This is a genomic window from uncultured Alistipes sp., from assembly GCF_963931675.1.
Taxonomy (GTDB): Bacteria; Bacteroidota; Bacteroidia; order Bacteroidales; family Rikenellaceae; genus Alistipes.
In genome coordinates this window covers 904,125-926,452 of sequence record NZ_OZ007039.1, presented here as the reverse complement: position 1 = coordinate 926,452, position 22,328 = coordinate 904,125, and the positions used below count along the sequence as shown (strand labels likewise).

Annotated in this window: 20 protein-coding genes; 4 read left to right on the top strand and 16 right to left on the bottom strand. The window is 60.7% G+C overall.

Annotation, left to right across the window (positions count from 1 at the left end; all coding sequences use genetic code 11):
* Positions 1 to 40: 40 nt before the first annotated feature.
* The 7 genes from argB to ABGT65_RS04085 form a co-directional block, all read right to left on the bottom strand.
* Positions 41 to 814, bottom strand: a complete 774-nt coding sequence (gene argB, locus ABGT65_RS04115) for an acetylglutamate kinase (RefSeq protein ID WP_346699935.1) — start codon at positions 812 to 814, stop codon at positions 41 to 43.
* Positions 811 to 1,767, bottom strand: a complete 957-nt coding sequence (locus ABGT65_RS04110; protein WP_346699933.1) for an N-acetylornithine carbamoyltransferase — start codon at positions 1,765 to 1,767, stop codon at positions 811 to 813. Before ABGT65_RS04110 ends, argB begins: the two co-directional genes overlap by 4 nt.
* A gap of 94 nt (positions 1,768 to 1,861) precedes the next feature.
* Positions 1,862 to 2,992: an aminotransferase class III-fold pyridoxal phosphate-dependent enzyme gene (locus ABGT65_RS04105; RefSeq protein WP_346699932.1), complete on the bottom strand. Its 1,131-nt coding sequence runs from the start codon at positions 2,990 to 2,992 to the stop codon at positions 1,862 to 1,864.
* Between the two features lie 51 nt (positions 2,993 to 3,043).
* Positions 3,044 to 4,006 (bottom strand): N-acetyl-gamma-glutamyl-phosphate reductase, encoded by a 963-nt coding sequence (argC, locus tag ABGT65_RS04100; RefSeq protein ID WP_346699930.1) that lies wholly within the window; start codon positions 4,004 to 4,006, stop codon positions 3,044 to 3,046.
* Positions 4,003 to 5,217, bottom strand: a complete 1,215-nt coding sequence (gene argG, locus ABGT65_RS04095; RefSeq protein WP_346699928.1) for an argininosuccinate synthase — start codon at positions 5,215 to 5,217, stop codon at positions 4,003 to 4,005. Before argG ends, argC begins: the two co-directional genes overlap by 4 nt.
* 23 nt (positions 5,218 to 5,240) lie before the next feature.
* Positions 5,241 to 5,861, bottom strand: a complete 621-nt coding sequence (locus tag ABGT65_RS04090; RefSeq protein WP_346699926.1) for a GNAT family N-acetyltransferase — start codon at positions 5,859 to 5,861, stop codon at positions 5,241 to 5,243.
* A 37-nt stretch (positions 5,862 to 5,898) separates the two neighbouring features.
* On the bottom strand, positions 5,899 to 8,100 hold the full coding sequence (locus tag ABGT65_RS04085) for a RelA/SpoT family protein (RefSeq protein ID WP_346699924.1): 2,202 nt from the start codon (positions 8,098 to 8,100) through the stop codon (positions 5,899 to 5,901).
* A gap of 81 nt (positions 8,101 to 8,181) precedes the next feature.
* Between ABGT65_RS04085 and ABGT65_RS04080 the strand changes: the two genes are divergently transcribed.
* Positions 8,182 to 8,838, top strand: a complete 657-nt coding sequence (locus ABGT65_RS04080; protein WP_346699923.1) for a hemolysin III family protein — start codon at positions 8,182 to 8,184, stop codon at positions 8,836 to 8,838.
* Positions 8,839 to 8,924: 86 nt separating this feature from the next.
* Here ABGT65_RS04080 and ABGT65_RS04075 read toward each other — a convergent pair whose 3' ends face one another.
* The 9 genes from ABGT65_RS04075 to ABGT65_RS04035 form a co-directional block, all read right to left on the bottom strand.
* The gene (locus ABGT65_RS04075; protein WP_346699921.1) at positions 8,925 to 9,698 is read right to left on the bottom strand and encodes a methyltransferase domain-containing protein; all 774 of its coding nucleotides are present in this window, start codon (positions 9,696 to 9,698) and stop codon (positions 8,925 to 8,927) included.
* Complete coding sequence (xseB, locus tag ABGT65_RS04070; protein ID WP_346699920.1) at positions 9,695 to 9,895, bottom strand: exodeoxyribonuclease VII small subunit; 201 nt, start codon at positions 9,893 to 9,895, stop codon at positions 9,695 to 9,697. The genes ABGT65_RS04075 and xseB overlap by 4 nt, the downstream gene beginning before the upstream one ends.
* A 38-nt stretch (positions 9,896 to 9,933) precedes the next feature.
* Entirely contained in the window at positions 9,934 to 11,196 is a 1,263-nt protein-coding gene (gene xseA / locus ABGT65_RS04065; protein WP_346699919.1) for an exodeoxyribonuclease VII large subunit, read from the bottom strand.
* The gene (gene menA, locus ABGT65_RS04060; protein ID WP_346699917.1) at positions 11,196 to 12,107 is read right to left on the bottom strand and encodes a 1,4-dihydroxy-2-naphthoate octaprenyltransferase; all 912 of its coding nucleotides are present in this window, start codon (positions 12,105 to 12,107) and stop codon (positions 11,196 to 11,198) included. Before menA ends, xseA begins: the two co-directional genes overlap by 1 nt.
* A 50-nt stretch (positions 12,108 to 12,157) precedes the next feature.
* A complete protein-coding gene (locus tag ABGT65_RS04055; RefSeq protein WP_346699915.1) occupies positions 12,158 to 12,712 on the bottom strand; it encodes an energy transducer TonB in 555 nt (184 codons plus the stop codon).
* A 60-nt stretch (positions 12,713 to 12,772) separates the two neighbouring features.
* Positions 12,773 to 13,858 (bottom strand): peptide chain release factor 1, encoded by a 1,086-nt coding sequence (gene prfA / locus ABGT65_RS04050; protein ID WP_346699914.1) that lies wholly within the window; start codon positions 13,856 to 13,858, stop codon positions 12,773 to 12,775.
* A gap of 126 nt (positions 13,859 to 13,984) precedes the next feature.
* Entirely contained in the window at positions 13,985 to 14,827 is an 843-nt protein-coding gene (locus ABGT65_RS04045) for an alpha/beta hydrolase (protein WP_346703052.1), read from the bottom strand.
* Positions 14,828 to 15,129: 302 nt separating this feature from the next.
* Entirely contained in the window at positions 15,130 to 17,886 is a 2,757-nt protein-coding gene (gene leuS / locus ABGT65_RS04040; protein WP_346699912.1) for a leucine--tRNA ligase, read from the bottom strand.
* Between the two features lie 310 nt (positions 17,887 to 18,196).
* Complete coding sequence (locus tag ABGT65_RS04035) at positions 18,197 to 18,787, bottom strand: leucine-rich repeat domain-containing protein (protein WP_346699910.1); 591 nt, start codon at positions 18,785 to 18,787, stop codon at positions 18,197 to 18,199.
* A 505-nt stretch (positions 18,788 to 19,292) separates the two neighbouring features.
* Here ABGT65_RS04035 and rpsL point away from each other — a divergent pair.
* The 3 genes from rpsL to fusA are packed head-to-tail and all read left to right on the top strand — an operon-like array spanning position 19,293 to position 22,324.
* Entirely contained in the window at positions 19,293 to 19,673 is a 381-nt protein-coding gene (rpsL, locus tag ABGT65_RS04030; protein ID WP_346703051.1) for a 30S ribosomal protein S12, read from the top strand.
* 44 nt (positions 19,674 to 19,717) lie between these two features.
* Positions 19,718 to 20,194, top strand: coding sequence for a 30S ribosomal protein S7 (rpsG, locus tag ABGT65_RS04025; protein ID WP_346699908.1), 477 nt, complete (start codon positions 19,718 to 19,720; stop codon positions 20,192 to 20,194).
* A 15-nt stretch (positions 20,195 to 20,209) separates the two neighbouring features.
* A complete protein-coding gene (gene fusA, locus ABGT65_RS04020) occupies positions 20,210 to 22,324 on the top strand; it encodes an elongation factor G (protein WP_346699906.1) in 2,115 nt (704 codons plus the stop codon).
* Positions 22,325 to 22,328: the final 4 nt, after the last annotated feature.

Here is a 22,328-nt window from a genome sequence, read left to right as displayed (position 1 = left end):
AAGGGGTCAAACATCCGGATTCCATCGGGCAGCCCGGGTTTTACCTGCGGATGACGGTTCCGATGCCGTTGTCCAGGTGGGCGGAACTGCGGATCGTGACGCTCCGCACGCCCTGCTCGACGGCCTTCAGTGCGTTTTCGATCTTGGGAATCATTCCCTTGCTGACCGTCCCGTCGGACTTGAGCGGGGCGTAGCTTGCAGCCGTGATCTCGGGGATCACCGACGCTTCGTCCTCGGGATCGCGCAATACGCCGGCCTTCTCGAAGCAGAAGACCAGATCGGTGGGGGCGACGGCTGCGACGCCGAGCGCCACGGCCGAAGCGACGCTGTCGGCGTTGCAGTTGAGCAGCGTGCCGTGGCCGTCGTGCATGATGGCCGAGAAGACGGGCACCAGCCCGCCTTCCAGCAGCCGCGCGAGCAACTCCGCATCGACGCGGTCGATGTCGCCGACAAATCCGTAGTCGATCGGCTGCGGTGCCCTTCGGTGTGCGGTGACGGCATTTCCGTCGGCCCCGGACAACCCGATGGCGTTGCAGCCGACAGCCTGCAGCCCGGCGACGACCTGTTTGTTGACGAGCCCGGCGTAGACCATCGTCACGACGTCGAGGGTCCCCTTGTCGGTGATCCTCCGGCCGTCGACCATCTGAACCTTGAGTTCGAGGCGTTCAGCGAGCCGCGTGGCGAGTTTTCCGCCTCCGTGGACGAGGATCTTGGGGCCCTCGACCGCGGTGAACTCCGCGAGGAAGGCCTTCAGGGCTTCGGGATTGTCGATGACGTTCCCGCCGATCTTCATTACCGTGATCTTTTCCATCATTCCAGTCCTTCCAGCAAGCGTTTGAGTACGACCTGAGCCGCGATTTCGCGGTTGGCGGCCTCGGGGATCACCAGCGAGCGGGGCGATTCGATCACCTCGTCCGTGACGATCATGTTGCGCCGCACGGGCAGACAGTGCATGAACCAGGCGTTGTTCGTCAGCGCCATCTTCTCGGAATCGACCGTCCATGCACGGTCGCGCGAGAGGACCTTTCCGTAGTTGGGATCGGTGTAGGCGGCCCAGTTCTTGGCGTAGACGAAATCGGCGCCTTCGAGGGCCTTGCGCTGGTCATACTCGACGCGGGCGCCGCCGACGAACTTCGGATCGAGCTCATAGCCTTCGGGATGGGTGATGACGAAGTCATACCCGGCGGCATTCATCCACTCGGCGAAGGAGTTGGGCACGGCCTGCGGCAGGGCGTTGGGATGGGGGGCCCAGGTCATGACGACCTTCGGACGCTCCGTGGTCCTGTACTCCTCGATGGTGATCAGGTCGGCGAAGCTCTGCAGCGGGTGCCGGGTTGCGGCCTCCATCGAGAAGACCGGACGTCCCGAGTAGCGGATGAACTGCTCCAGGACGCGCTCCTCGTAATCTTCGGCCTTGTCCTGGAAACGGGCGAAGGATCGCACGCCGATCACGTCGCAGTAGGAGCCCATGACGGGGATGGCTTCGAGCAGGTGTTCGGCCTTGTCGCCGTCCATCACGACGCCGCGCTGGGTTTCGAGTTTCCAGGCGCCCTGGTTGACGTCGAGGACCATGACGTTCATGCCGAGGTTCATGGCGGCCTTCTGGGTCGAGAGGCGGGTGCGGAGGCTCGAATTGAAGAAGAGCATCAGCAGGGTTTTGTTGCGGCCCAGCCCGGTGAACTGGAAGCGGTTGCGTTTGATTTCGAAGGCTTCGGCGACGGCAGTCTTGAGGTCGCCGATATCCTGTACGCAGGTGAATTTTTTCATTTCTTGTGCATGTTTTGGGGTGCCGGGGTCTTTGCCGGGGCTCCGAGGCTGCGGCGACTTCCGCCGCCGCACCCCGGAGCCCGCCCCGAACGGGTTATTTGTTTCGCAGCGTGTCGCGGAATGCTTCGAGGAAGCGCGTGGCGAGTTCGCGCGAGAGACACAGCGCGGGGAGCAGCCGGACGACGGAGGCTCCGGCGCCTCCGGTGAAGATGTGCTTCTCGAAGAGGAGCCGCTTGCGGAGTTCCGATCCCGAGCCTTCGATCTCGATGCCGATCATCAGACCGCGCCCGCGCACCTCCTTCAGCCCCTCCATGGCGTGCAGTTCATCGAGGAGGTATTGCCCGACCGAGGCGGCATTTTCGACGAGCCCTTCACGCTCGATGACTTTTAGGACGGCGATCGCCGCGGCGCAGGCGAGGTGGTTGCCTCCGAAGGTGGTTCCGAGCATCCCGGGCCGTGCCTCGAAGTGGGGGGCGATCAACACGCCGCCGATCGGGAAACCGTTGGCCATGCCTTTGGCGGTGGTAATCAGGTCGGGGCGAATCCCGGCCTGCTGATGGGCGAAGAAGCGCCCCGTGCGTCCGTATCCCGACTGAATCTCGTCGAGGATGAGCTGCGTGCCGGTCTCGGAGGCCGCCTCGCGCAATCCGCGGAGGAATTCGTCCGTGGGACAGTGGATGCCCGACACGCCCTGGATGCCCTCGACGATGACGGCGGCATACTCACGTGTGGCGAGTTTCGTGCGGGCCGTTTCGAGGTCGTTCAGCGGGGTGAACTCGACGTTGGGCGTGCGGTTGAAGGGTGCCGAGATGGCGGGATTGTCCGTGACGGCCACGGCTCCGGAGGTGCGTCCGTGGAAGGCGCGTTCGACGGCCAGGACCTTGCTGCGCCCCGTATGGAAGGAGGCGAGTTTCAGGGCGTTTTCGTTGGCCTCGGCGCCGGAGTTGCAGAGGAAGAGCCTGTAGTCGTCGTACCCCGACACGCGTCCGAGCCGCTGTGCCAGCTCGACCTGCAGCGAGTTTATGACCGAATTGGAGTAAAACCCGAGCCTTCCGACCTGTTCCGAAACGGCCTTCACGTAGTCGGGCTGCGTGTGTCCGATCGAGATGACGGCGTGTCCGCCGTAGAGGTCGAGGTACTCGGTTCCGGCCTCGTCGTAGACGAAGCACCCCTTTCCCCGCACGGGTTCGATCGGGTAGAGTGAATATACGTTGAAAAGTTCCATGGATCCGTTTTTTTTGTTTTGCCGTCCCGCGACGGAACGGCTCTCTGCTTGTTAAAATGCGGAGGCCTTGAGCCGCAGCCCCTCTTTCTCGTCGAACCCGAACATCAGGTTCATGTTCTGCACGGCCTGGCCCGAGGCTCCTTTCAGCAGGTTGTCGATCACCGAAACGATGTGCAGCTTCGATCCGTGCCTGGCCGCATGGACCAAGGCCTTGTTGGTATTGACAACCTGTTTGAGATCGACCCCGCGCTCCGCAACATGGGTGAAGGCGGCTTCGGCGTAGTAGTCTGCGTAGAGTTTCCGGGCCGCTTCTTCGTCGAGTTCACACGTCGTGTAGACGCTGGCCAGGATGCCGCGGGTGAAGTCGCCGCGCATGGGTACGAAGTTGATCTCGCGGTCGAACGCGGGCTCCAGCAGGCGGATGTTGCGGCCGATCTCCAGGAGATGCTGGTGCGAGAAGGCCTTGTAGACGGAGAGGTTGTCCGACCGCCAGCTGAAATGGGTCGTGGCCGAGGGCTTCACGCCGGCGCCGGTCGACCCCGTGACGGCCGTGACGTGCACTTCGTCCTGCAGCAGCCCTGCGGCGGCCAGCGGCAGCAGCGCCAGCTGAATGGCCGTAGCGAAACAGCCGGGGTTGGCGACCCGCCTTGCCTGTCGGATGCGCTCGCGGTTCATCTCCGGCAACCCGTAAACGAACCCTTCGGACTCGTCGCGGAAATCCTGCGCCAAGTCGATGATGCGCAACCCTTCGGGCAGCTGCTGCTCCGCGAGCCAGCCTTTGCTCTGCCCGTGTGCCGAGCAGAGGAAGACGACATCGGCCGCCGCGAGGTCATACGCCTCGCAGAAGCGCATCGACGTCTCGCCCTCCAACCCGCCGTGGACCTCCGTGAGGAGGTTCCCGGCGTTGGAGGTGCTGTGTACGAAGGCGATCTCGACCTGCGGGTGGTTCACCAGCAGGCGGATCAGTTCTCCGGCCGTATATCCGGCTCCTCCGATGATTCCCGCGCGGATCATTTTTCCGGTTTTTCGTTGCGTTTCTGGACGTTGTAGTAGATCTTGATCTGGTTGCCGAGGATCTTCGTGAAACCCTTCACGTCGTCGGCGGTCCAGGCCTTGTTGACCTCTCCGTACTCGCCGAAGTCGGTCTTCATGAGATCATACGACGACTCGACGCCGACGAGCGTGTAGTTCCGCGGGCGGAGGATCAGCTCGACGGTCCCCGTGACGTTGCGCTGCGAGGAGAGGAGCATGGCCTCGATGTCGCGCATGACGGGTTCGAGATACTGGGCCTCGTGGAGGAACATGCCGTACCACGTGGCGACCTGATCCTTCCAGTAGATCTGCCACTTGGTGAGGGTGTGCTTTTCGAGCATCTTGTGTGCGGCGATGATGAGTATCGGGGCGGCGGCCTCGAATCCGACGCGGCCCTTGATGCCGATGATCGTGTCGCCGATGTGCATGTCGCGCCCGATTCCGAACTTCGAACCGATGGCCTCGACGGCACGGATGGCCTCGACCCTGTCGGCGTAGGGCTTCCCGTTCACGGCGCACAGCTCGCCCTTTTCGAACGAGAGTTTGAGATGCTCCTCACCTTCGGCCGTGATCTGGCTGGGGTAGGCCTCTTCGGGGAGCGTCTGCTCCGAATGGAGTGTCTCCTTGCCGCCGATCGAGGTGCCCCAGAGGCCCTTGTTGATCGAGTATTCCATCTTCTTGTAGTCGGCCGTAATGCCGTGCTTGCGCAGGTAGTCGATTTCGTATTCGCGCGTGAGGGTCATGTCGCGGGTCGGGGTGATGATCTCGATCCCGGGAGCGAGGATCTGGAACGTCAGGTCGAAACGTACCTGGTCGTTTCCGGCGCCGGTCGAACCGTGCGCCACGGCATCGGCCCCGATCTGCTTGGCGTACTCGATGATGGCGATGGCCTGGAAGATGCGCTCGGAGCTCACCGAGATGGGATAGGTCCCGTTTCGGAGGATGTTCCCGAAGACCATGTAGCGGATGCTCTTCTCGTAGTACTCCTGTTCGATGTCGAGTGTGGCGTGCTTGACGGCCCCGAGCTCCATGGCACGCTTCTCGATGCGTTCGAGTTCGGGTTTGGAGAAGCCTCCGGTATTGGCGATGGCCGTGTAGACATCGTAACCCTTCTCCTCGGAGAGGTATTTCACACAGAACGAGGTGTCCAGCCCACCGCTGAACGCCAGCACGACTTTTTTCTTGGTATCCATGGCTTTATATCGTATTTTTATTTTTATTTCAGATGGAAGATTTTTTTGATTTTGTTCTTGAGGAACATGACGTAGGGGGCGAAACGGGAGTGCTTCTGAGGCGGCTCCTTGGCAGGGTCGTAGAGCATTCCGGTGCAGAGACACATGCGACGGTTGTTTCGCTGGAGGATGTCGTAGTTGCAGCAGCCTTCGCAACCCTTCCAGAACTCCTCGTCCTCGGTCAGTTCGGAGAAGGTGACGGGGACGTATCCCATGCGTGAATTGAGTTTCATGACGGGGAGCGACGTAGTGATACTGAATAACTTGGCATACGGGAATCGTCGTCGGGCCAGTTCGAAGGTTCGTCGTTTGATCTGCTCCGCGAGTCCCATGTGCCGGTACTCGGGGTCGACGATCAGGCCGGAGGTTGCGACGAAGTCGCCATGCCCCCAGCACTCGATGTAGCTGAACCCGACCAGTTTTTCACCGTCCAGCGCCACGACGGCCTTGCCACCGGTCATTTTTGCAGCGATGTACTCCGGGGACCGCTTGGCGATACCCGTTCCCCGCTGCAATGCGGACTCGTAGATCAGCTGGCAGATACGCGGAGCGTAGTGCGCGTGCGACGAGTCGGCAAAAACGACGCTGATTGAGTTGTTATTCATTGATCGATGATAGTGTGGGTAAAAAGTTGTTTTCGAATCAGTTGATGCGGTAGGCGCGCTGTACGCCCTTGATGCGCATGATCTGGTGGATGAGCGTATCGACGACGGCCGATCCGGGGACCTCGACGGCGACGGTTCCGGCGATGCACCCGTTTCCTGCCGCGGCGAAGTTGATCGAGCGGATGTTGAGTTTCAGGTCGCGGATGATGACCTCGGTGATGTGGTTTGCCATGCCGGTGGTGTCGGCGGCGACGATGCGGATCGAGACGCGGAAGGCCCCTTCGGCAGACTGCCGCCAGCGGGCTTCGACCACCCGATAGGGATAGTTTTCGCACATTCGCTTGGCATTGGGGCAGTCGCAGCGGTGAATGGTGATTCCGGAGTTGATCGTCACGAACCCGAAGACGTCGTCGCCCTTGATGGGGTTGCAGCACTTGGCCAGCTTGTACTGGATCTTCGAGATGTCGTCGTCGATGATCAGGGCATCCTGCGGCGCGGCCTTCTCCTGAGCGGCGTGTTGAGCGGCCTTCTGTCGTTCGACCTCGGCGGCCGCGGCGCGCCGCTCCTCGGCGGCTTCTCCGGAGAGGTGGCGGGAGAGCAGCTCCTTGATGGTCCCGAAGTCGAGTTTCTGGGTGGCGATCAGCCCGTACACGTCGCTTCCGAGCCGGAGTTTGAAGTGACGGGCGAGATAGGCCACGGCCTCGTCGATCGAGATGGCCATCTTCCAGTTTTTGAGTTTCCGCTCCAGCTCTTCGCGGCCCATGCGGGTATGCTTGGCCTGCTCTTCGCGGAGGAACGACTTGATCTTGTTGCGGGCCTTGGAGGTGACGACGACATTCAGCCAGTCGGACTTCGGGGTCTGGTTCTTCTGGGTCTGAATCTCGACGATGTCCCCGTTCTTGAGTTGCTCGCGGATCGAGACGGCGCGGTTGTTGACCTTTCCGCCGACGCAGGTCGAGCCGAGGTTCGTATGAATATCGAATGCGAAGTCGAGGAGCGTGGCCCCTTCGGGGAGTTTCCGCAGGTCGCCGTTGGGGGTGAATACGAAGATCTCGCCCGAGGCGGGTTTGGCATCGAAACGCTGCGCCAGCGAGTGGGTGGTGTCCTCCATCAGCTCGCGCAGGCGGCTCAGCCACTGTTCGCTGGTCTGTGCCCCCTGTGCGACGCCCTTGTAGCGCCAGTGTGCGGCGATACCGCGTTCGGCGACGGCATCCATGCGTTCGGTTCGGATCTGCACCTCGACCCATCGGCCCTCGGCCGAGACGGTCGTATGGAGCGACTCGTATCCGTTCGACTTGGGGATCGAGATCCAGTCGCGCATCCGGTTCGGATTGGGCGTGTAGAAGTCCGTGACCACGGAGTAGGCGGTCCAGCAGAGCTGTTTTTCCTGCTCGCGGGGGCAGTCGATGATGATGCGGATGGCGAAGATGTCGTAGACGCCCTCGAAGGGTACGTGCTGCTTCTGCATCTTGTTCCAGATGGAGAAGATCGACTTGGTGCGGCTCTTGATGTGGTAGTGGATGCCGAGCTGGTTGAGCCGCTGCTCGATGGGCACGAGGAAGCGTGCGATGAAGGCGCGGCGTTCGTCGGCGCTCTCTTCGAGTTTGGTGACGATATGTTCGTAATCCTTCGGTTCGAGATATTTCAGGGCTATATCCTCCAGTTCGCTCTTGATCGAGTATAGGCCCAGCTTGTGTGCGATTTGGGCATATAGGTTCATGGACTCCCAGCTCTTCTTGCGCCACTTTTCGCGGGGGAAGATGTCAAGCGAGCGCATGACTTCGAGGCGGTCGGCGAGTTTGATGAGGATCACGCGGGGATCCTCGGAGTAGCTGACGATCAGGTCGCGGAAGTTGTCGGCCTGCTCCTTGGCGACCTTGAGGCGGAGTTCGGAGATGTTCGAGAGCCCCATGGTGATTCCGACGACCTGTTCTCCGAACCGGTTCTGAATGTCGGCGGTCAGGGCGAGGAACTCCTCTGCGGGGAGTTGCTTGTGGGCGATGCGGACGACGTCGTGGAGGATCGACGAGAGGGTCGAATTTCTTCCGAGTCCGATTTCGGAGATGACGATTTCGGCTACGGCGACACCGTGATCGATCAGGGGTGCACCGTCGTAGCGCACGAGACTGCCGAGTTTTGCTTCGGCATATTCGAGCGCTTCATCGACCAGACGCTGGGTCTGCTCCGAGAAGTTCGTCCGCACGAGAGAGCGGAGATTTTCGTAGCGCGAAAAGTCCATTTTACCTAACCGTATACCTATTGTTGGCAAAGATAATGAAAAAAATTATAAATTTGGCACGTTGAATCAAATGGTTGCGTTATGGAGAGAAAAAAGAAGAATTACATTCCGACTTTGGGCGAGGAGGTTGCCAATTCGGTGTCTCACGGGGTGATGTCGTTTTTGTCGCTGTTGTCGCTGCCGTTTGCTGCGGTGTGGGCCTATGTTCACGATTCCGAGGGGGTTCTGGCCTCGGTTTCGGTTTCGGTATTCGTGATTTCGATCTTCCTGATGTTCCTGGCGTCGACACTCTACCACTCGATGAATCCGGCCTCGCGGCACAAGGAGGTGTTCCACATCCTGGATCACATTTTCATCTACGTGGCCATTGCGGGGAGCTATACGCCGATTGCGTTGTCGGTGATCGGAGGCTGGCAGGGCCTTTTCATCACGATCCTGCAATGGGCGATGGTGGTTTTCGGGATCTTCTACAAGTCGTTGTCGCGGCGTTCAATTCCGGCCGTGAGCCTGACGATCTACCTGGTGATGGGCTGGACGATCCTCTTTTTCCTGCCGTTGTTCATCCGTCACGCCTCGACGCAGCTGCTGTGGCTGATTGCGGCGGGCGGGGTGCTCTATACGCTGGGAGCGTGGTTCTACGCGCGCAAGGGGTTCCGGTACCACCACATGGTTTGGCACCTGCTGATCAACCTGGCGGTGGTGTGCCACTTCATCGGAATCGTCTTCTATCTCTACTGACTCTGTTGAACGCGGCAAACACCCACGAAAAAGCCTCTCCGGACCTTGCGGGTGCGGGGAGGCTTTTTCGTGCGGAGGTCGCGACGTCAGTATTTGTACACCACGTAGATATGGTCTTCGGGGAGGGCGTAGCGGAGCCGCTCCGCTTCGGGGAGCGCGGCGGCGTAGTCGATGTCGGCGGCCTCGAAACCCGCTTCGCGCAGGCGGTCGATGTAATCCTGCCCGTAGATGCGCCGGTGGTCGTATTGCCCGAAGATGCGGGTGCGTTCGTCGGGATCGACGATCGAATCGTCCTCGAAGGTCTGCTCGTAGTCGCGGTCGACGGGTGAGAGGAGGATTCCCCAGCCGCCGGGTTTGAGGATGCGGTGCAACTCGCGCAGCGCCTTGCGGTCATCGGCGACGTGTTCGAGGATGTGGTTGCAGAGCACGACATCCACGGAGTTGTCCTCCAGCGGAATCTGCTGCACGTCGAAATGGAGGTCGGCCAGCGGGCTTTCCAGATCGGCCGTCAGGTACTGCCCGGGCCGGGACTTGAAGTGGGACTTCAGGTGACGCATGATACACACCTCGGGAGCAATGTGCAGCGTGCGCGGGAAGGCGGTCAACAGATCGGTTTCGCGTGTCAGATAGAGCCACAGCAGCCGGTGGCGCTCCAGCGACAGACACTTCGGACAGAGGGCGTTGGCGCGCGACCGCACATACCCGTAGGGGAGGAATTTCCGGTATTTCGAACCGCAGAGGGGACACTCCACGCCGCGCCCGCGGTAGAACAATCCCATGACGGGCACGGTCCATGAGGCCATGCGCTGCAGCACGGGCCGCGGGATGTGGTTCAGGGCCCAGCGAATCAGCCTTTTCATGCTTCGAGAATTTTGTTCACCTCCTCTTCGGCCTTTTGGAGTTTGGCCTTGCAGACGGCGATGAGTTCCGTGGCGCGCCGGACTTCGGCGGCGAGGCTGTCCACATCCATCTCTTCGCTGCGGAAGCGGCCGAGAATGCGTTCGATCTCGGCAATCGCCTCGGTGTAACTCGGTTCCTGCTGTTGTTTCTTTGCCATAATCTTTGGGGCCGGGCCGACCCGGCTCTGGGTTTGTATTATTTTTCGGATCTCTTTTCGGCCTTTACCTCGGCGGAGAAGCGCCCGTCGGCGACATTGATCGTGAGCCGTTCGCCGGCCGCCACTTGCCGGACCGACGTTACGGCCCGGTCGCCGCTGCGCACCACGGCAAATCCCATGCGAAGGATGTGCCGCGGCGAACGGCTCTCGACCAGTTCGCCCGTTGCGGCAAGCTGCTGCCTCTGCTGACGGAGGAAACTCCCGACGGCCTGCCGGAAAACCTCCTCGCGACTCCCCAACTCAAGTCCGCGCTGCCGGAGCAGCCCGAGCGAAAGGTGCCGCACGTCGCCCGCCAGCTCTTCGAGCCGCACCTGCTGCGTGCGGGACAGGCGCAGCACGCCGTCGTGCAACTGCAGCGCGGCGGCGTCGAGCCACCCGCAGATGCGGTCCATCCGTTCGACGAGCCATCCGGCCACGGCCGTCGGGGTCTTCAGGGCGGTATGGGCCACCATATCGGCGACGCTCGTATCCTTGTCGTGCCCGATGCCGGTGATGACCGGCAGGGGGAACTGGGCCACGTAGGAGCAGATGCGGTAGGCGTTGAAACAGTTCAGGTCGCTGCGCGAGCCGCCGCCGCGGATGATCACCACGGCGTCGAACTCCTCCAGCCGGTCGGCCACACGGCACAGGGCATCGATGATCGACCCTTCGGCCGCCTCGCCCTGCATGAAGGCGTCGAAGAGCTCCACCTCGAACCGGTAGGGGCTCTTTGCCAGCTCCTTGCAGAAGTCCTGATACCCGGCGGCCTGGGCGCTCGACACGACGGCCACGCGCTGCACGACCGTCGGCATCGGCACTCCGCGGTTCATCTCCCAGACACCGTCCTGCTGCAGCTGCGCAATGGTTTGCTGTCGCTGACGCTCCAGATCGCCCAGCGTGAACGAAGGGTCCACGTCGGTGATCTGCAGCGAGAAACCGTACAATTCGTGGTACGAGACCAGTACTTTGGCCAGGATCTTCAACCCCGGGGCGAGCCGCTGGCCTGTTTCGGCCTCGAAATATGCGGCGATGCGGGGAAAGTGTGATTTCCAGATTACGGCGCGGGCCTGGGCCGTTGGGACTCCGTTGTCGCCACCCTTTTCGGCCTTTTCGACGAGTTCCAGATAGCAGTGGCCCGAGTAGTTGACCTTGATGTCGGAGATCTCGGCACTCACCCAGAGGGGCAGGGCGAAGGAGCCTTCGAGCACCGACTTCACGCGGCGCTGGAGTTCCCGCAGGGTAATATGTGGATTTTCAGCCATCAGCCGAGCAGAATTCCAATTGTCAGGAGCGCCCCGAAGAGCATGATGTTCCGGGCCGTCTCGCCGAGACAGATGTTGAGTTGGTCGCCGTGGTCGATGCGGACCATCTTGCGCCAGGTGGCGATGTGCCCTGCGAGGTAGAGGAGCGGCAGCAGCGCGGCCCAGGTGCGGCCTCCGGCCAGCAGCGACAGGCACAGCACCGCGGCGGCGGCTCCGAGCCCGAAGTAGCTCCAGCTTCCGAATTTCGCTCCGAGGCAGACGACCACGGTGCGTTTTCCGCAGCGGGCATCCTCCTCGCGGTCGCGGAAGTTGTTGACCATGAGCATGGTGTCGATCACCAGTCCGCAGGCCAGGGCCGTGACGATCGTCTCCCAGTTCCACATGCCGGTCTGGACGTAGTAGGTAACCCCGACGGGTACGAGGCCGAAGAAGAGGATGACGGCCACGTCACCCAGTCCGTGATAGGCCAGGGGCCACGGTCCCGCGGTGTAGAAGTAGGCGAAGAGGATGCAGGCGGCACCGACGGCGACGAGTTCCCAGCCGCCCCAGGCCAGCATGTCGTGGCGCAGGGCCCAGCCGAGGATGCCGATTCCGGCGGCGCATGCCGCGACGGTGAAGGCGGCAATTCCGGCCTTCATGGCGTTGAGGGTGATATACCCCTTGGCGAAGGCGCGGTCGGGCCCCAGCCGGTCGGGTTGGTCGGCGCCCTTGAGGAAGTCCCACAGGTCGTTGACCAGGTTGGCCGTGCACTGCATCAGCAAGGCGAACACGAGGCACAGCAGGGCCGGAAGCCAGTGGAACGATCCGTCGGTCCAGGCGAGGGCTGACCCCACAAGGATCAGGATGACGGCATTGCCCAGGCTGTAGGGGCGGACTGCCACGGTCCAGGCTGCAAAGGAGTTGGTCTTCATAAGTATCCGGTTTTTAAGGTGATGGATAGGTGAAATGCCCCCCCCCTCCGTCAGCGGTAGACCAGCTCCACCTGCCGCGGCATCCGCCGTCCTTCGGGCAGCTGGATGCTCAGGACCCCTTCGCTGGAGATCGGGCGCCCGTTCTTCAGGGCCGGCTGCCAGCGCGGGGACTCCTCCACGGCTTTCAGGACCCGGCGTTTGAGCCGGTTGTCTGTGGATTCCAGCGTTTCGTCGATCCGGACGATGCCCTCCGGTGTGACCGTATAGCGCAGGACAACCCGCGCAACGGGATCGTTGTCTTCCCAGCGGACCTGCCGGGCGATGTAGCTTCCGAAGGTCGTATCGGCCGGGAACGAGGCCGGTTCGTCGTAGCGCAGCGTGATGAGGATCACGCCGTGCGCGGCGCGTTCTCCGTAGCGGGCGATGGTCTCCTCGTCGGCCGGAAGCGTCTCGACCCGTTCGATCTCTTCGGGCGGGATTTGCTGGATCTCATCCATCACCTTGCCGTTGACGATGTAGAGCGGCCGGGGTTTCGGCACGGCAGCTCCGGCCGTGCCCGCAACGAGCACGCCCGCCAGCAACAGCAGCATGGTCAGTCGTTTCATCATACCGGAAATTTCCTGTAAAACGTCCCTGCGCCCCGGAATATTGCCCGCCGGGCGGGATCAGAGTTCGCTCTCCTTCAGGCGCTCGGCATTTTCCGCGACGATCAGGTGGTCGATGCAGTCCTGGATGTCGCCGTCCATGAAGGCCGCGAGGTTGTAGATCGTGTAGTTGATGCGGTGGTCGGTGATGCGCCCCTGCGGGTAGTTGTAGGTGCGGATCTTGGCCGAGCGGTCGCCCGTCGAGACCATCGTCTTGCGTTTCGAGGCGATTTCGTCGAGGTATTTCGAGTATTCGAGGTTGAAGACCCGCGTGCGGAGCTCCTCGAAGGCCTTGTCGAAGTTCTTCAGCTGCGACTTCTGGTCCTGGCACTGCACGACGATACCTGTGGGGATGTGCGTAAGGCGGATGGCCGAATAGGTCGTGTTGACCGACTGCCCGCCGGGTCCCGAGGCGCAGAAGATATCCTTGCGGATGTCGTTCATCGAGATCTCGACATCGAACTCCTCGGCTTCGGGCAGCACCGCAACCGATGCGGCCGAGGTGTGGACGCGGCCCTGGGTTTCGGTCTGCGGCACGCGCTGCACGCGGTGCACGCCCGACTCGTACTTGAGCGTTCCGTAGACGTTCTGCCCGGTAACCTTCATGACGACCTCCTTGTAGCCGCCTGCGGCACCCTCGGACGAGGAGGTGATTTCGTATTTCCAGCCCTTCGACTCGATGTACTTGGTGTACATGCGCAGGAGGTCTCCGGCGAAGATCGCGGCCTCGTCGCCGCCCGTACCGCCGCGGATCTCCACGATGGCGTTCTTCGAATCCTGCGGGTCCTTGGGGATCAGCAGCAGTTTGATCTCCTCCTCCAGTTGTGCGATCTGGGGTTCCAGTTCGGTGATCATTTCACGCGCCATTTCGCGCATCTCCTCGTCCTTGTCGTTGGCGTAGGTGTCCTTGGCCTCGGCGAGGTTCGCGAGGGCCGTGCGGTAGCGCTCCGAGGTCTCGATGATGGGTTCGAGCTCCTTGTACTCCTTGTTGAGCTGCACGAACTGCTTGACGTCGGCGATCACTTCGGGGTCTGTGAGCTTCTGCCCGATCTCCTCGTACTTGAGCTTCAGCCCGTCGAGACGGGTCAGTATGGTGTTGTCTGCCATGAATGTTGTATTTTGGGAACAAAGATACGGAATAATCGGGAAACGGCAAGGCCCCGGTCAAAAATCACACGGCGGGCACGCCCTTGCGGAGCGGCCCGCCGTGTGGTACGGTTGCAGGCTCGGAAGCTACTCCTGCCGGAAACGTTCCAGCCAGTCGAGCAGGGCCTCCTGCCACCGGGCCTTGTAGCGGAAATTGTCACGAAATCCCCAGCCGTGGCCCCCCGTCGGGTAGATGTGCATCGAGGCTGCGATCCCCTTATCCTTCAGTGCGTTGTAGTAGCGGGTGCTGCTCACCGGAGGCACCGACTTGTCGTCGTCCGAAAGCAGCAGCAGGGCCGGGGGCGTCTGTGCCGTCACCTGATTCTCCAGCGAGTAGCGGGCGTCGTTCTCCGCCGTGCGGTTTTCTGCACCGATCAGGTTGTTGAACGATCCCTGATGCCCCGGGTTTGCCGTGATGACCGGGTAGAAGAGGATCGAAAAGTCGGGCTTGGCCGAGCCCATCGTCGAGGCATAGGCCGCCAGATGGCCTCCGGCCGAGAACCCCATGATCCCCACCTTGGCGCAGCGGCAGATTTCGGCGCCCGGGACATCGCCCCGCAGCATCCGCAGCGCCTGTTCGGCATCTTCGAGCGGGACCTCCGGATGTCCGTTCGGCATCCGGTATTTCAGGACGGCAGCCGTAATGCCGTTCGCTGCCAGCCATTGCGCTACCTGGAATCCCTCGTGGTCGATGGCCAGGCGGGCATAGCCCCCGCCGGGGCAGATCACCACTCCCAGCCCCGTACCGGGCGTCCGGGTCGTATCGGCCGGATAGAGGAAGAGTTCCGCCGTCGAGGTGTTGGCAATCCGGTAGGGTTCCGGTTCCTGTTCGGGCGAGGTGATGCCGTTGCTATGGGGCGCCGTGGCGTTGTCCCAGATGCGGACCGTGGCAGCCTGTCCATAGTCCTGTGCCGATACGGTGGTGGTCATAAGCAGAAAAAAGGCGGTGAATAGAATGGTTCGGTTCATGTTGGGCAGTTTTTCGGGATATGTGGGGTTATGTATTGGTTTTGAGGTTTTCGAGAGGTTCGGGTTCCCGTGTTGCTTCCGGAGAATGTGAATTTGGCGTTGCGGCTCCCGCTTCCGGGTAATTCAACGTTCCGGACTCCCCGAAAACGGCCTCCATAAAGCCCCTGCCTGAGGCGGGGGTGGGTCAGATTTGAATACGGCGCCGCAGGCGGCGGGTGGCGGCGGTCGGAACCTTCTCAACCGACCGTCACCCCCCCCCGGATTCAAATCACGATATTTATAATCTTGCCCGGGACGACGATCACCTTCTTCGGGGTTTTGCCTTCGATCCACTTCTGCGCCTCGGGAGCCGTGACGACATCCGTCTGAATCTCCGCCGGGGTCATCGACGTGGCGTACTCCTTCTTGAAGCGCAGTTTGCCGTTGACCGAAACCGGATACTCGAACGAATTCTGCACGAGGTGCTTCTCGTCGTAAACCGGATACTGCGCGTCGCATACCGAGCCGCCCTTGCCCAGGGCCTCCCACAGCTCCTCGGCAATGTGCGGCGCAAAGGGGGCGATCAGCACCGTCAGCGGTTCGAGCACTTCGCGTTTCGAGCAGTCGCCCAACTCGTTGAGGCAGATCATGAAGGCGGCCACCGAGGTGTTGAACGAGAAGTTTTCGATATCTTCGGTCACCTTCTTGATCGTTTTGTGCAGCGTGCGCAACTCCTTCTCGGTGGCCTTCTCGTCCGTGACGCAGAAACGCCCGTCGCGGTCATAGAAGAGCCGCCAGAAGCGCCGCAGGAACTTGTGCACGCCGTCGATGCCGTTCGTGTCCCACGGTTTGGACTGTTCCAGCGGCCCGAGGAACATCTCGTACATGCGCAGCGTGTCGGCGCCGTAGGTCTCGACGATGTAGTCGGGGTTCACGACGTTGTACATCGACTTCGACATCTTTTCGATGGCCCAGCCGCAGACGTACTTGCCATCTTCGAGGATGAACTCCGCGTCGTGGAACTCCGGACGCCACGCCCGGAAGGCGTCGAGGTCGAGCAGGTCGTTCTTCACGATGTTCACGTCGACGTGGATCTCCTGCGTCTCATACCGGTCGCGCAGCCCGAGCGAGACGAACTTGTTCGTTCCTACGACCCGGTAGACGAAGTTCGAACGCCCCTGAATCATGCCCTGGTTGACGAGCTTCTTGAAGGGCTCCTCCTCGCAGACGTAGCCCAGATCGTAGAGGAACATGTTCCAGAACCGCGAGTACATCAGGTGGCCCGTGGCGTGCTCGATGCCGCCGACGTAGAGGTCGACGCTGCGCCAGTACTCATCGGCCTCGCGGCTCACGAGCGCCCGGTCGTTGTGCGGGTCCATGTAGCGCAGGTAGTAGGCCGACGATCCGGCGAATCCGGGCATGGTCGACAGTTCGTAGGGATAGCCTTCGGGCGTCTGCCACCCCTTCACGCGGGCCAGGGGCGGTTCACCCTGCTCCGTGGGTCCGAAATTCTCGATCGGAGGCAGCTCCAGCGGGAGCTTGTCCATCGGCAGCGGGTAGGCCGTGTCGTCCTTGTAGTAGATCGGGAAGGGCTCGCCCCAGTAGCGCTGGCGCGAGAAAATGGCGTCCCGGAGACGGTAGTTCACGAGCCTCTTGCCCAATCCGCGTCGCTCGACTTCGTCGAACATCACCCGGATCGCCTCCTTTACATCCATGCCGTTGAGGAAATCCGAGTTGATTACTTTGCCCGATTTGGCGTCATAGGACTCCTTCGAAAGGTCGCCGCCCTCGACCACCGGGATGATCTCCAGCCCGAAGTGGCGCGCAAAGGCGTAGTCGCGCGAGTCGTGCGCCGGAACGGCCATGATGGCCCCCGTTCCGTAACCCGCCAGTACGTAGTCCGAAATGTAGATCGGAATCGCCTTGCCAGTGAAGGGATTGATGGCACAGGAGCCCGTCGCCACGCCGCTCACGCGCTTCGTGTCGGCGATGCGGTCGCGCTCCGAGCGCTTCTTCGTCTGCTGGATGTATTCTTCGACGGCGGCCCGGTTTTCCGGGGTCGTCAGCTCGTCGACCCACTCGTGCTCGGGGGCGATGACCATGAACGTCACGCCGAAGATTGTGTCGGGACGCGTCGTGAAGATCTCCAGCTTTTTCTCGGAGCCCTGGATGTCGAAGAAGACCTGGGCGCCTTCCGAACGGCCGATCCAGTTGCGCTGGATCTCCTTCAGCGAGTCGCTCCACTGCAGCTTGTCGAGCCCGTCCAGCATCCTCTGGGCATAGGCCGTCACGCGCAGCAGCCACTGCTTCATGCGCTTCTGCTCGACCGGATAGCCGCCGCGCACCGAAAGCCCGTCGTGCACCTCGTCGTTGGCCAGCACCGTTCCGAGTTTCGGACACCAGTTGACCATCGTGTCGGCGCGGAACGCCAGGCGGTAGTTCTGCAGCACCTGTTCGCGGCGCTTCTCATCCCACGAGTTCCACTCGTCGGCCGTGAAGTGAAGCTCCTGGGTGCAGGCTGCGTCGATCCCTTCGGTGCCCGATTTCGCAAAGGCGGCCTGCAACTCCTCGATGGGCCGCGCCTGCTGCCGGTGGTTGTCATAGTAGTGGGAGAACATTTCGAGGAAGGCCCACTGCGTCCACTTGTAATAGGCGGGGTCGCACGTGCGCACCTCGCGGTCCCAGTCGAACGAAAAACCGATCTTGTCCAGCTGCTCGCGGTAGCGGTCGATGTTCTGTTCGGTCGTCACGGCCGGGTGCTGACCCGTCTGGATGGCATACTGCTCGGCCGGAAGCCCGAAGGCGTCGTAACCCATCGGGTGCAGGACGTTGAAGCCCTTGAGCCGCTTGTAGCGCGAATAGATGTCCGAGGCGATGTAGCCCAGCGGGTGGCCGACGTGAAGCCCCGCCCCCGACGGGTAGGGAAACATGTCCAGGACATAGAATTTCGGACGCGAGGGGTCCGTCTCGACCTTGTAGGTCTTCCGTTCGCGCCAACGCTGCTGCCACTTCGGCTCGATCTCCTTGAAATTGTACTCCATATCTGATTTTGATTGTTTTTCGATTTTGCAGGCAAAAATACGAAAAGTTTTTCAGATTGAACCCTTTTCGGGGATTCTTTGTATGGCCCGAGGGCCGGGCGGCTCTTCGGAAGGGGCGGAAAAACGACACGGCCCGGAAAAGGCCGTGTCGTCGGAATCCCGTTGGCGGGCTCCCGGCTGCGGGTGCGGCAGGGGAGGGACGCCCGCAGCCGGAAGGCTGCTGATCGTAAAAAAGAGGCGCAGCCCCGTCAGGCTGCGTCTCGTATTTCCGTTCCCGGACCGTTATGCGGAGAGCGGGCCGGGATTCGGACTATTCGTAAATGATCTGGGTCGTTTCGGGGACCGACATCAAGATGTTGGCGTCCTTGTGGGCCTGCAACATGCGCAACTCCTTCAGAGAGGTCATATTGATGGCGTAGAGTTGCGTGAGTTTCGGATTTTTCGTCACGTCGAGGGTCTCGATCAGGTTGGTGAAGTTCGGTATCATGCTGACATAGAGGTATTCGAGCTCCGGATTATGGCTTACGTCGAGTGCCGTGAGCTGGTTGCCCTGTACGTAGAGGAATCGCAGCGCCGGGTTGTGGGACAGGTCGATTGAAGTCAGAGCGTTGTTGTTGCAGTTGAGGGTCTCCAGTTCGGAAAGCTGGCTCACGTCGAGCGATTCCAGTTTCCCGTACATCAAACTCAAACTCTGCAGGCGGGTATTGCGGCTCAAATCGATCGATGTGAAATCGCACATGGTACAGGAGAGCACCTCCAGTCCGGTGAAATACTCGATTCCGGCCAGCGAGTTGAGGCCCGAGAGTGTTTTGTCCGTGTTGGCGTCGAGGGTCAACTCTTTCACCGAGGCGGCTTCGTCGGTCGTGAGCACTCCGTCGCCGTTGGCGTCGTACTGGCTCACACAATAGTTTTCGAAAACCGTGTTTTCGAACGTTACGGGTTGAGGGTCAGCGTCTCCCCCCCCCTGTCGCACCCTGTGGCCAGCACGGCCAGGGATAGCAGTAAGATTGTGTTTTTCATGAAGTTGAGCTATTAGGGTTTTCTTTGCGGATGTGTCGGAGTGTTTGTTGTTGACAAATATAGGTTTTTCGGCTGGATTCTGCAAGATTTCCGGCGGTTTGGATGCGGATGGCGTGTGATTTCCCCGGTTTGCCGGGCTCTGTTCACGGGATTTCGCGCGCAGCGTATAAGCGGATGATGAACAGGGGATTACGGGAATATATATAAGTAATTTCATATAGTTTTATAAAAACGATCAGTAAAAAGAATTGCAAAAGGCGCAAATTCCTGAAAAAAGGCCAAAAAAGATGGGCTTATATATTGTATTTCCAAAAAAATGCGTACCTTTGCAGTCCATTTTGGACAATGGAAATAGATTTTTAAACAAATTAAAGGACAGTTTTACAATGCCAACTATTCAACAGTTAGTGAGAAACGGCCGCGTCGCTATGGAGGACAAATCCAAGTCCCCCGCCCTGGCCGCTTGTCCCCAGCGCCGTGGCGTCTGCACCCGTGTGTACACCACGACCCCCAAGAAGCCTAACTCGGCTATGCGTAAGGTGGCTCGTGTGCGCCTGACCAACGGCAAGGAGGTCAACGCCTACATCCCCGGAGAAGGCCACAACCTCCAGGAGCACTCCATCGTTCTGGTTCGTGGCGGTCGTGTCAAGGACCTCCCCGGTGTTCGTTACCACCTCGTGCGCGGTGCCCTCGACTCCGCAGGTGTCGACGGCCGTCGCCAGCGTCGTTCCAAGTACGGTGCCAAGCGCCCCAAGGCAGGCAAATAACCCGAAACTCACCCGAGAAACATTTTTTTAGACAGTAAATAGCAATGAGAAAAGCTAAGCCAAGAAAGCGAATTCTACTTCCGGATCCGAAGTTCGGAGACGTGGCCGTGACCCGTTTCGTGAACAACCTTATGCTGGATGGTAAGAAGAGTATTGCCTACACGATTTTCTACGACTCGCTGGAAATCGTCGGCAAGAAGATGAAGGATGCTGATAAATCTCCGCTGGAAATCTGGAAACAGGCCCTGGAGAACATCACGCCCCAAGTCGAAGTGAAATCGAAGCGTATCGGAGGCGCAACGTTCCAGGTTCCTATGGAGGTTCGTCCGGAGCGCAAGATTTCTATTTCCATGAAAAACCTTGTCCTCTATTCGCGCAAGCGCGCCGGCAAAACCATGGCTGACAAGCTCGCTGCTGAAATCGTAGACGCCTACAACCAGCAAGGTGCCGCCTTCAAACGCAAGGAGGAGATGCACCGCATGGCCGAGGCCAACAAGGCATTCGCTCACTTCAGATTCTAAACACAGGACCGAAAGATGGCAACCAGAGACTTACATTATACTCGAAATATCGGTATCATGGCCCACATCGATGCCGGTAAGACCACTACGTCCGAGCGAATTCTTTTCTATACGGGTAAAACCCACAAGATCGGCGAGGTGCACGAGGGCGGCGCCACCATGGACTGGATGGTCCAGGAACAGGAGCGCGGTATCACCATCACCTCGGCCGCAACGACTGCCTTCTGGCAGTACAAAGGTCATCAGTACCAGATCAACCTGATCGACACCCCGGGACACGTCGACTTTACGGTCGAGGTGGAGCGCTCGCTGCGCGTCCTGGACGGTGCAATCGCCACGTTCTGTGCCGTCGGCGGCGTCGAGCCCCAGTCGGAGACCGTATGGCGTCAGGCCGACAAGTACAACGTCCCCCGTATCGGTTACGTCAACAAGATGGACCGCACGGGTGCCGACTTCCTCTCGGTGTGCGCCCAGATCAAGGAGCACTTCGGAGCTACGGCCCTTCCGGTCGTTCTGCCGATCGGTGCCGAGGACAAGTTCGAGGGGCTGGTAGACCTTATATATAATAACGCGATCTACTACTTCGACGACAAGACCGTCCGCGACAACTTCGAGATCCGCGAGATCCCCGAGTCGATGAAGGCCGAGGCTGCCGAGTGGCGTGCCAAACTCATCGAGGAGGTTGCCTCCACCGATGACGCGTTGATGGAGAAGTTCTTCGAGGACCCCGATTCGATCACCCCCGACGAACTGCTCGCCGCTATCCGCAAGGCTACGATCTCCATGCAGCTCGTGCCGATGCTCTGCGGCTCGTCGTTCCACAACAAGGGCGTGCAGAAGCTGCTCGACTATGTGATGGCCTTCCTGCCCTCGCCGCTGGACGTGCCCGCCGTGACGGGTATCAACCCCAAGACCGACCAGGAAGAGGTGCGCCACGCTACGGAGGAGGATCCCTTCTGCGGCCTGGCCTTCAAGATCGCTACCGACCCCTTCGTAGGGCGTCTGGCTTTCGTCCGCGTCTACTCGGGCAAGCTCGATGCCGGTTCCTACGTGCTCAACGCCCGCAGCGGCAAGCGCGAGCGCATCAGCCGTATCTACCAGATGCACGCCAACAAGCAGAATCCGCTGGAGACCGTCGGTGCCGGAGACATCTGCGCTGCCGTAGGTTTCAAGGAGATCCGCACGGGCGATACGCTCTGCGCCGAGAACGCCCCGATCGTCCTGGAGCAGATGACCTTCCCCGAGCCGGTGATCGGCCTGGCCGTTGAGCCCAAGACCCAGAAGGACCTCGACAAGCTGGGCATCGCTCTGGCGAAGCTGGCCGAGGAGGACCCCACCTTTACGGTCCATACCGACGAGGATTCGGGTCAGACCGTCATCAGCGGTATGGGCGAGTTGCACCTCGACATCATCGTCGACCGTCTGCGCCGCGAGTTCGGCGTCGAGATCAACCAGGGCGCTCCCCAGGTCAACTACAAGGAGTCGCTCACCAAGACGGTTCAGCACCGTGAGGTATTCAAGAAGCAGACCGGAGGTCGCGGTAAGTTCGCCGACATCATCTTCGAAATCGGTCCCGCCGACGACGGCAAGATGGGCCTGGAGTTCGTCGATCAGGTCAAGGGCGGAAATATCCCCAAGGAGTTCATCCCCTCGGTTCAGAAGGGCTTCGAGTCGGCCATGGCCAACGGTGCCCTCGCCGGATACCCGATGGACTCGATGAAGATCACGCTGCTTGACGGTTCGTTCCACCCCGTCGACTCCGACCAGCTGTCGTTCGAAATCGCTGCCCGCAACGGTTACCGCAACGCCGCTCCGAAGGCCGGTTCGGTGATCCTCGAACCCGTGATGTCCGTGGAGGTCGTTACCCCCGAGGAGAACATGGGCGACATCATCGGCGACCTGAACAAACGCCGCGGTCAGATCACCGGTATGGAGACCAAGGGTACCGCCCGCGTGGTGAAGGCCAAGGTGCCGCTGGCCGAGATGTTCGGCTATGTCACCGTGCTGCGTACTATCTCGTCGGGTCGTGCAACTTCGTCGATGGAGTTCTCGCACTTCGAGGAGGTACCTGCAAACCTCGCCAAGGAGATCATCGAGAAAGCAAGCGGTAAACGTAAGGATTTAGAATAAGAAA

Bases quoted from the DNA above. Each gene is read 5' to 3' on its own strand.
- argB (WP_346699935.1), bottom strand. From the start codon at position 814: ATGATGGAAAAGATCACGGTAATGAAGATCGGCGGGAACGTCATCGAC.
- ABGT65_RS04110 (WP_346699933.1), bottom strand. From the start codon at position 1,767: ATGAAAAAATTCACCTGCGTACAGGATATCGGCGACCTCAAGACTGCC.
- ABGT65_RS04105 (WP_346699932.1), bottom strand. From the start codon at position 2,992: ATGGAACTTTTCAACGTATATTCACTCTACCCGATCGAACCCGTGCGG.
- argC (WP_346699930.1), bottom strand. From the start codon at position 4,006: ATGATCCGCGCGGGAATCATCGGAGGAGCCGGATATACGGCCGGAGAA.
- argG (WP_346699928.1), bottom strand. From the start codon at position 5,217: ATGGATACCAAGAAAAAAGTCGTGCTGGCGTTCAGCGGTGGGCTGGAC.
- ABGT65_RS04090 (WP_346699926.1), bottom strand. From the start codon at position 5,861: ATGAATAACAACTCAATCAGCGTCGTTTTTGCCGACTCGTCGCACGCG.
- ABGT65_RS04085 (WP_346699924.1), bottom strand. From the start codon at position 8,100: ATGGACTTTTCGCGCTACGAAAATCTCCGCTCTCTCGTGCGGACGAAC.
- ABGT65_RS04080 (WP_346699923.1), top strand. From the start codon at position 8,182: ATGGAGAGAAAAAAGAAGAATTACATTCCGACTTTGGGCGAGGAGGTT.
- ABGT65_RS04075 (WP_346699921.1), bottom strand. From the start codon at position 9,698: ATGAAAAGGCTGATTCGCTGGGCCCTGAACCACATCCCGCGGCCCGTG.
- xseB (WP_346699920.1), bottom strand. From the start codon at position 9,895: ATGGCAAAGAAACAACAGCAGGAACCGAGTTACACCGAGGCGATTGCC.
- xseA (WP_346699919.1), bottom strand. From the start codon at position 11,196: ATGGCTGAAAATCCACATATTACCCTGCGGGAACTCCAGCGCCGCGTG.
- menA (WP_346699917.1), bottom strand. From the start codon at position 12,107: ATGAAGACCAACTCCTTTGCAGCCTGGACCGTGGCAGTCCGCCCCTAC.
- ABGT65_RS04055 (WP_346699915.1), bottom strand. From the start codon at position 12,712: ATGAAACGACTGACCATGCTGCTGTTGCTGGCGGGCGTGCTCGTTGCG.
- prfA (WP_346699914.1), bottom strand. From the start codon at position 13,858: ATGGCAGACAACACCATACTGACCCGTCTCGACGGGCTGAAGCTCAAG.
- ABGT65_RS04045 (WP_346703052.1), bottom strand. From the start codon at position 14,827: ATGACCACCACCGTATCGGCACAGGACTATGGACAGGCTGCCACGGTC.
- leuS (WP_346699912.1), bottom strand. From the start codon at position 17,886: ATGGAGTACAATTTCAAGGAGATCGAGCCGAAGTGGCAGCAGCGTTGG.
- rpsL (WP_346703051.1), top strand. From the start codon at position 19,293: ATGCCAACTATTCAACAGTTAGTGAGAAACGGCCGCGTCGCTATGGAG.
- rpsG (WP_346699908.1), top strand. From the start codon at position 19,718: ATGAGAAAAGCTAAGCCAAGAAAGCGAATTCTACTTCCGGATCCGAAG.
- fusA (WP_346699906.1), top strand. From the start codon at position 20,210: ATGGCAACCAGAGACTTACATTATACTCGAAATATCGGTATCATGGCC.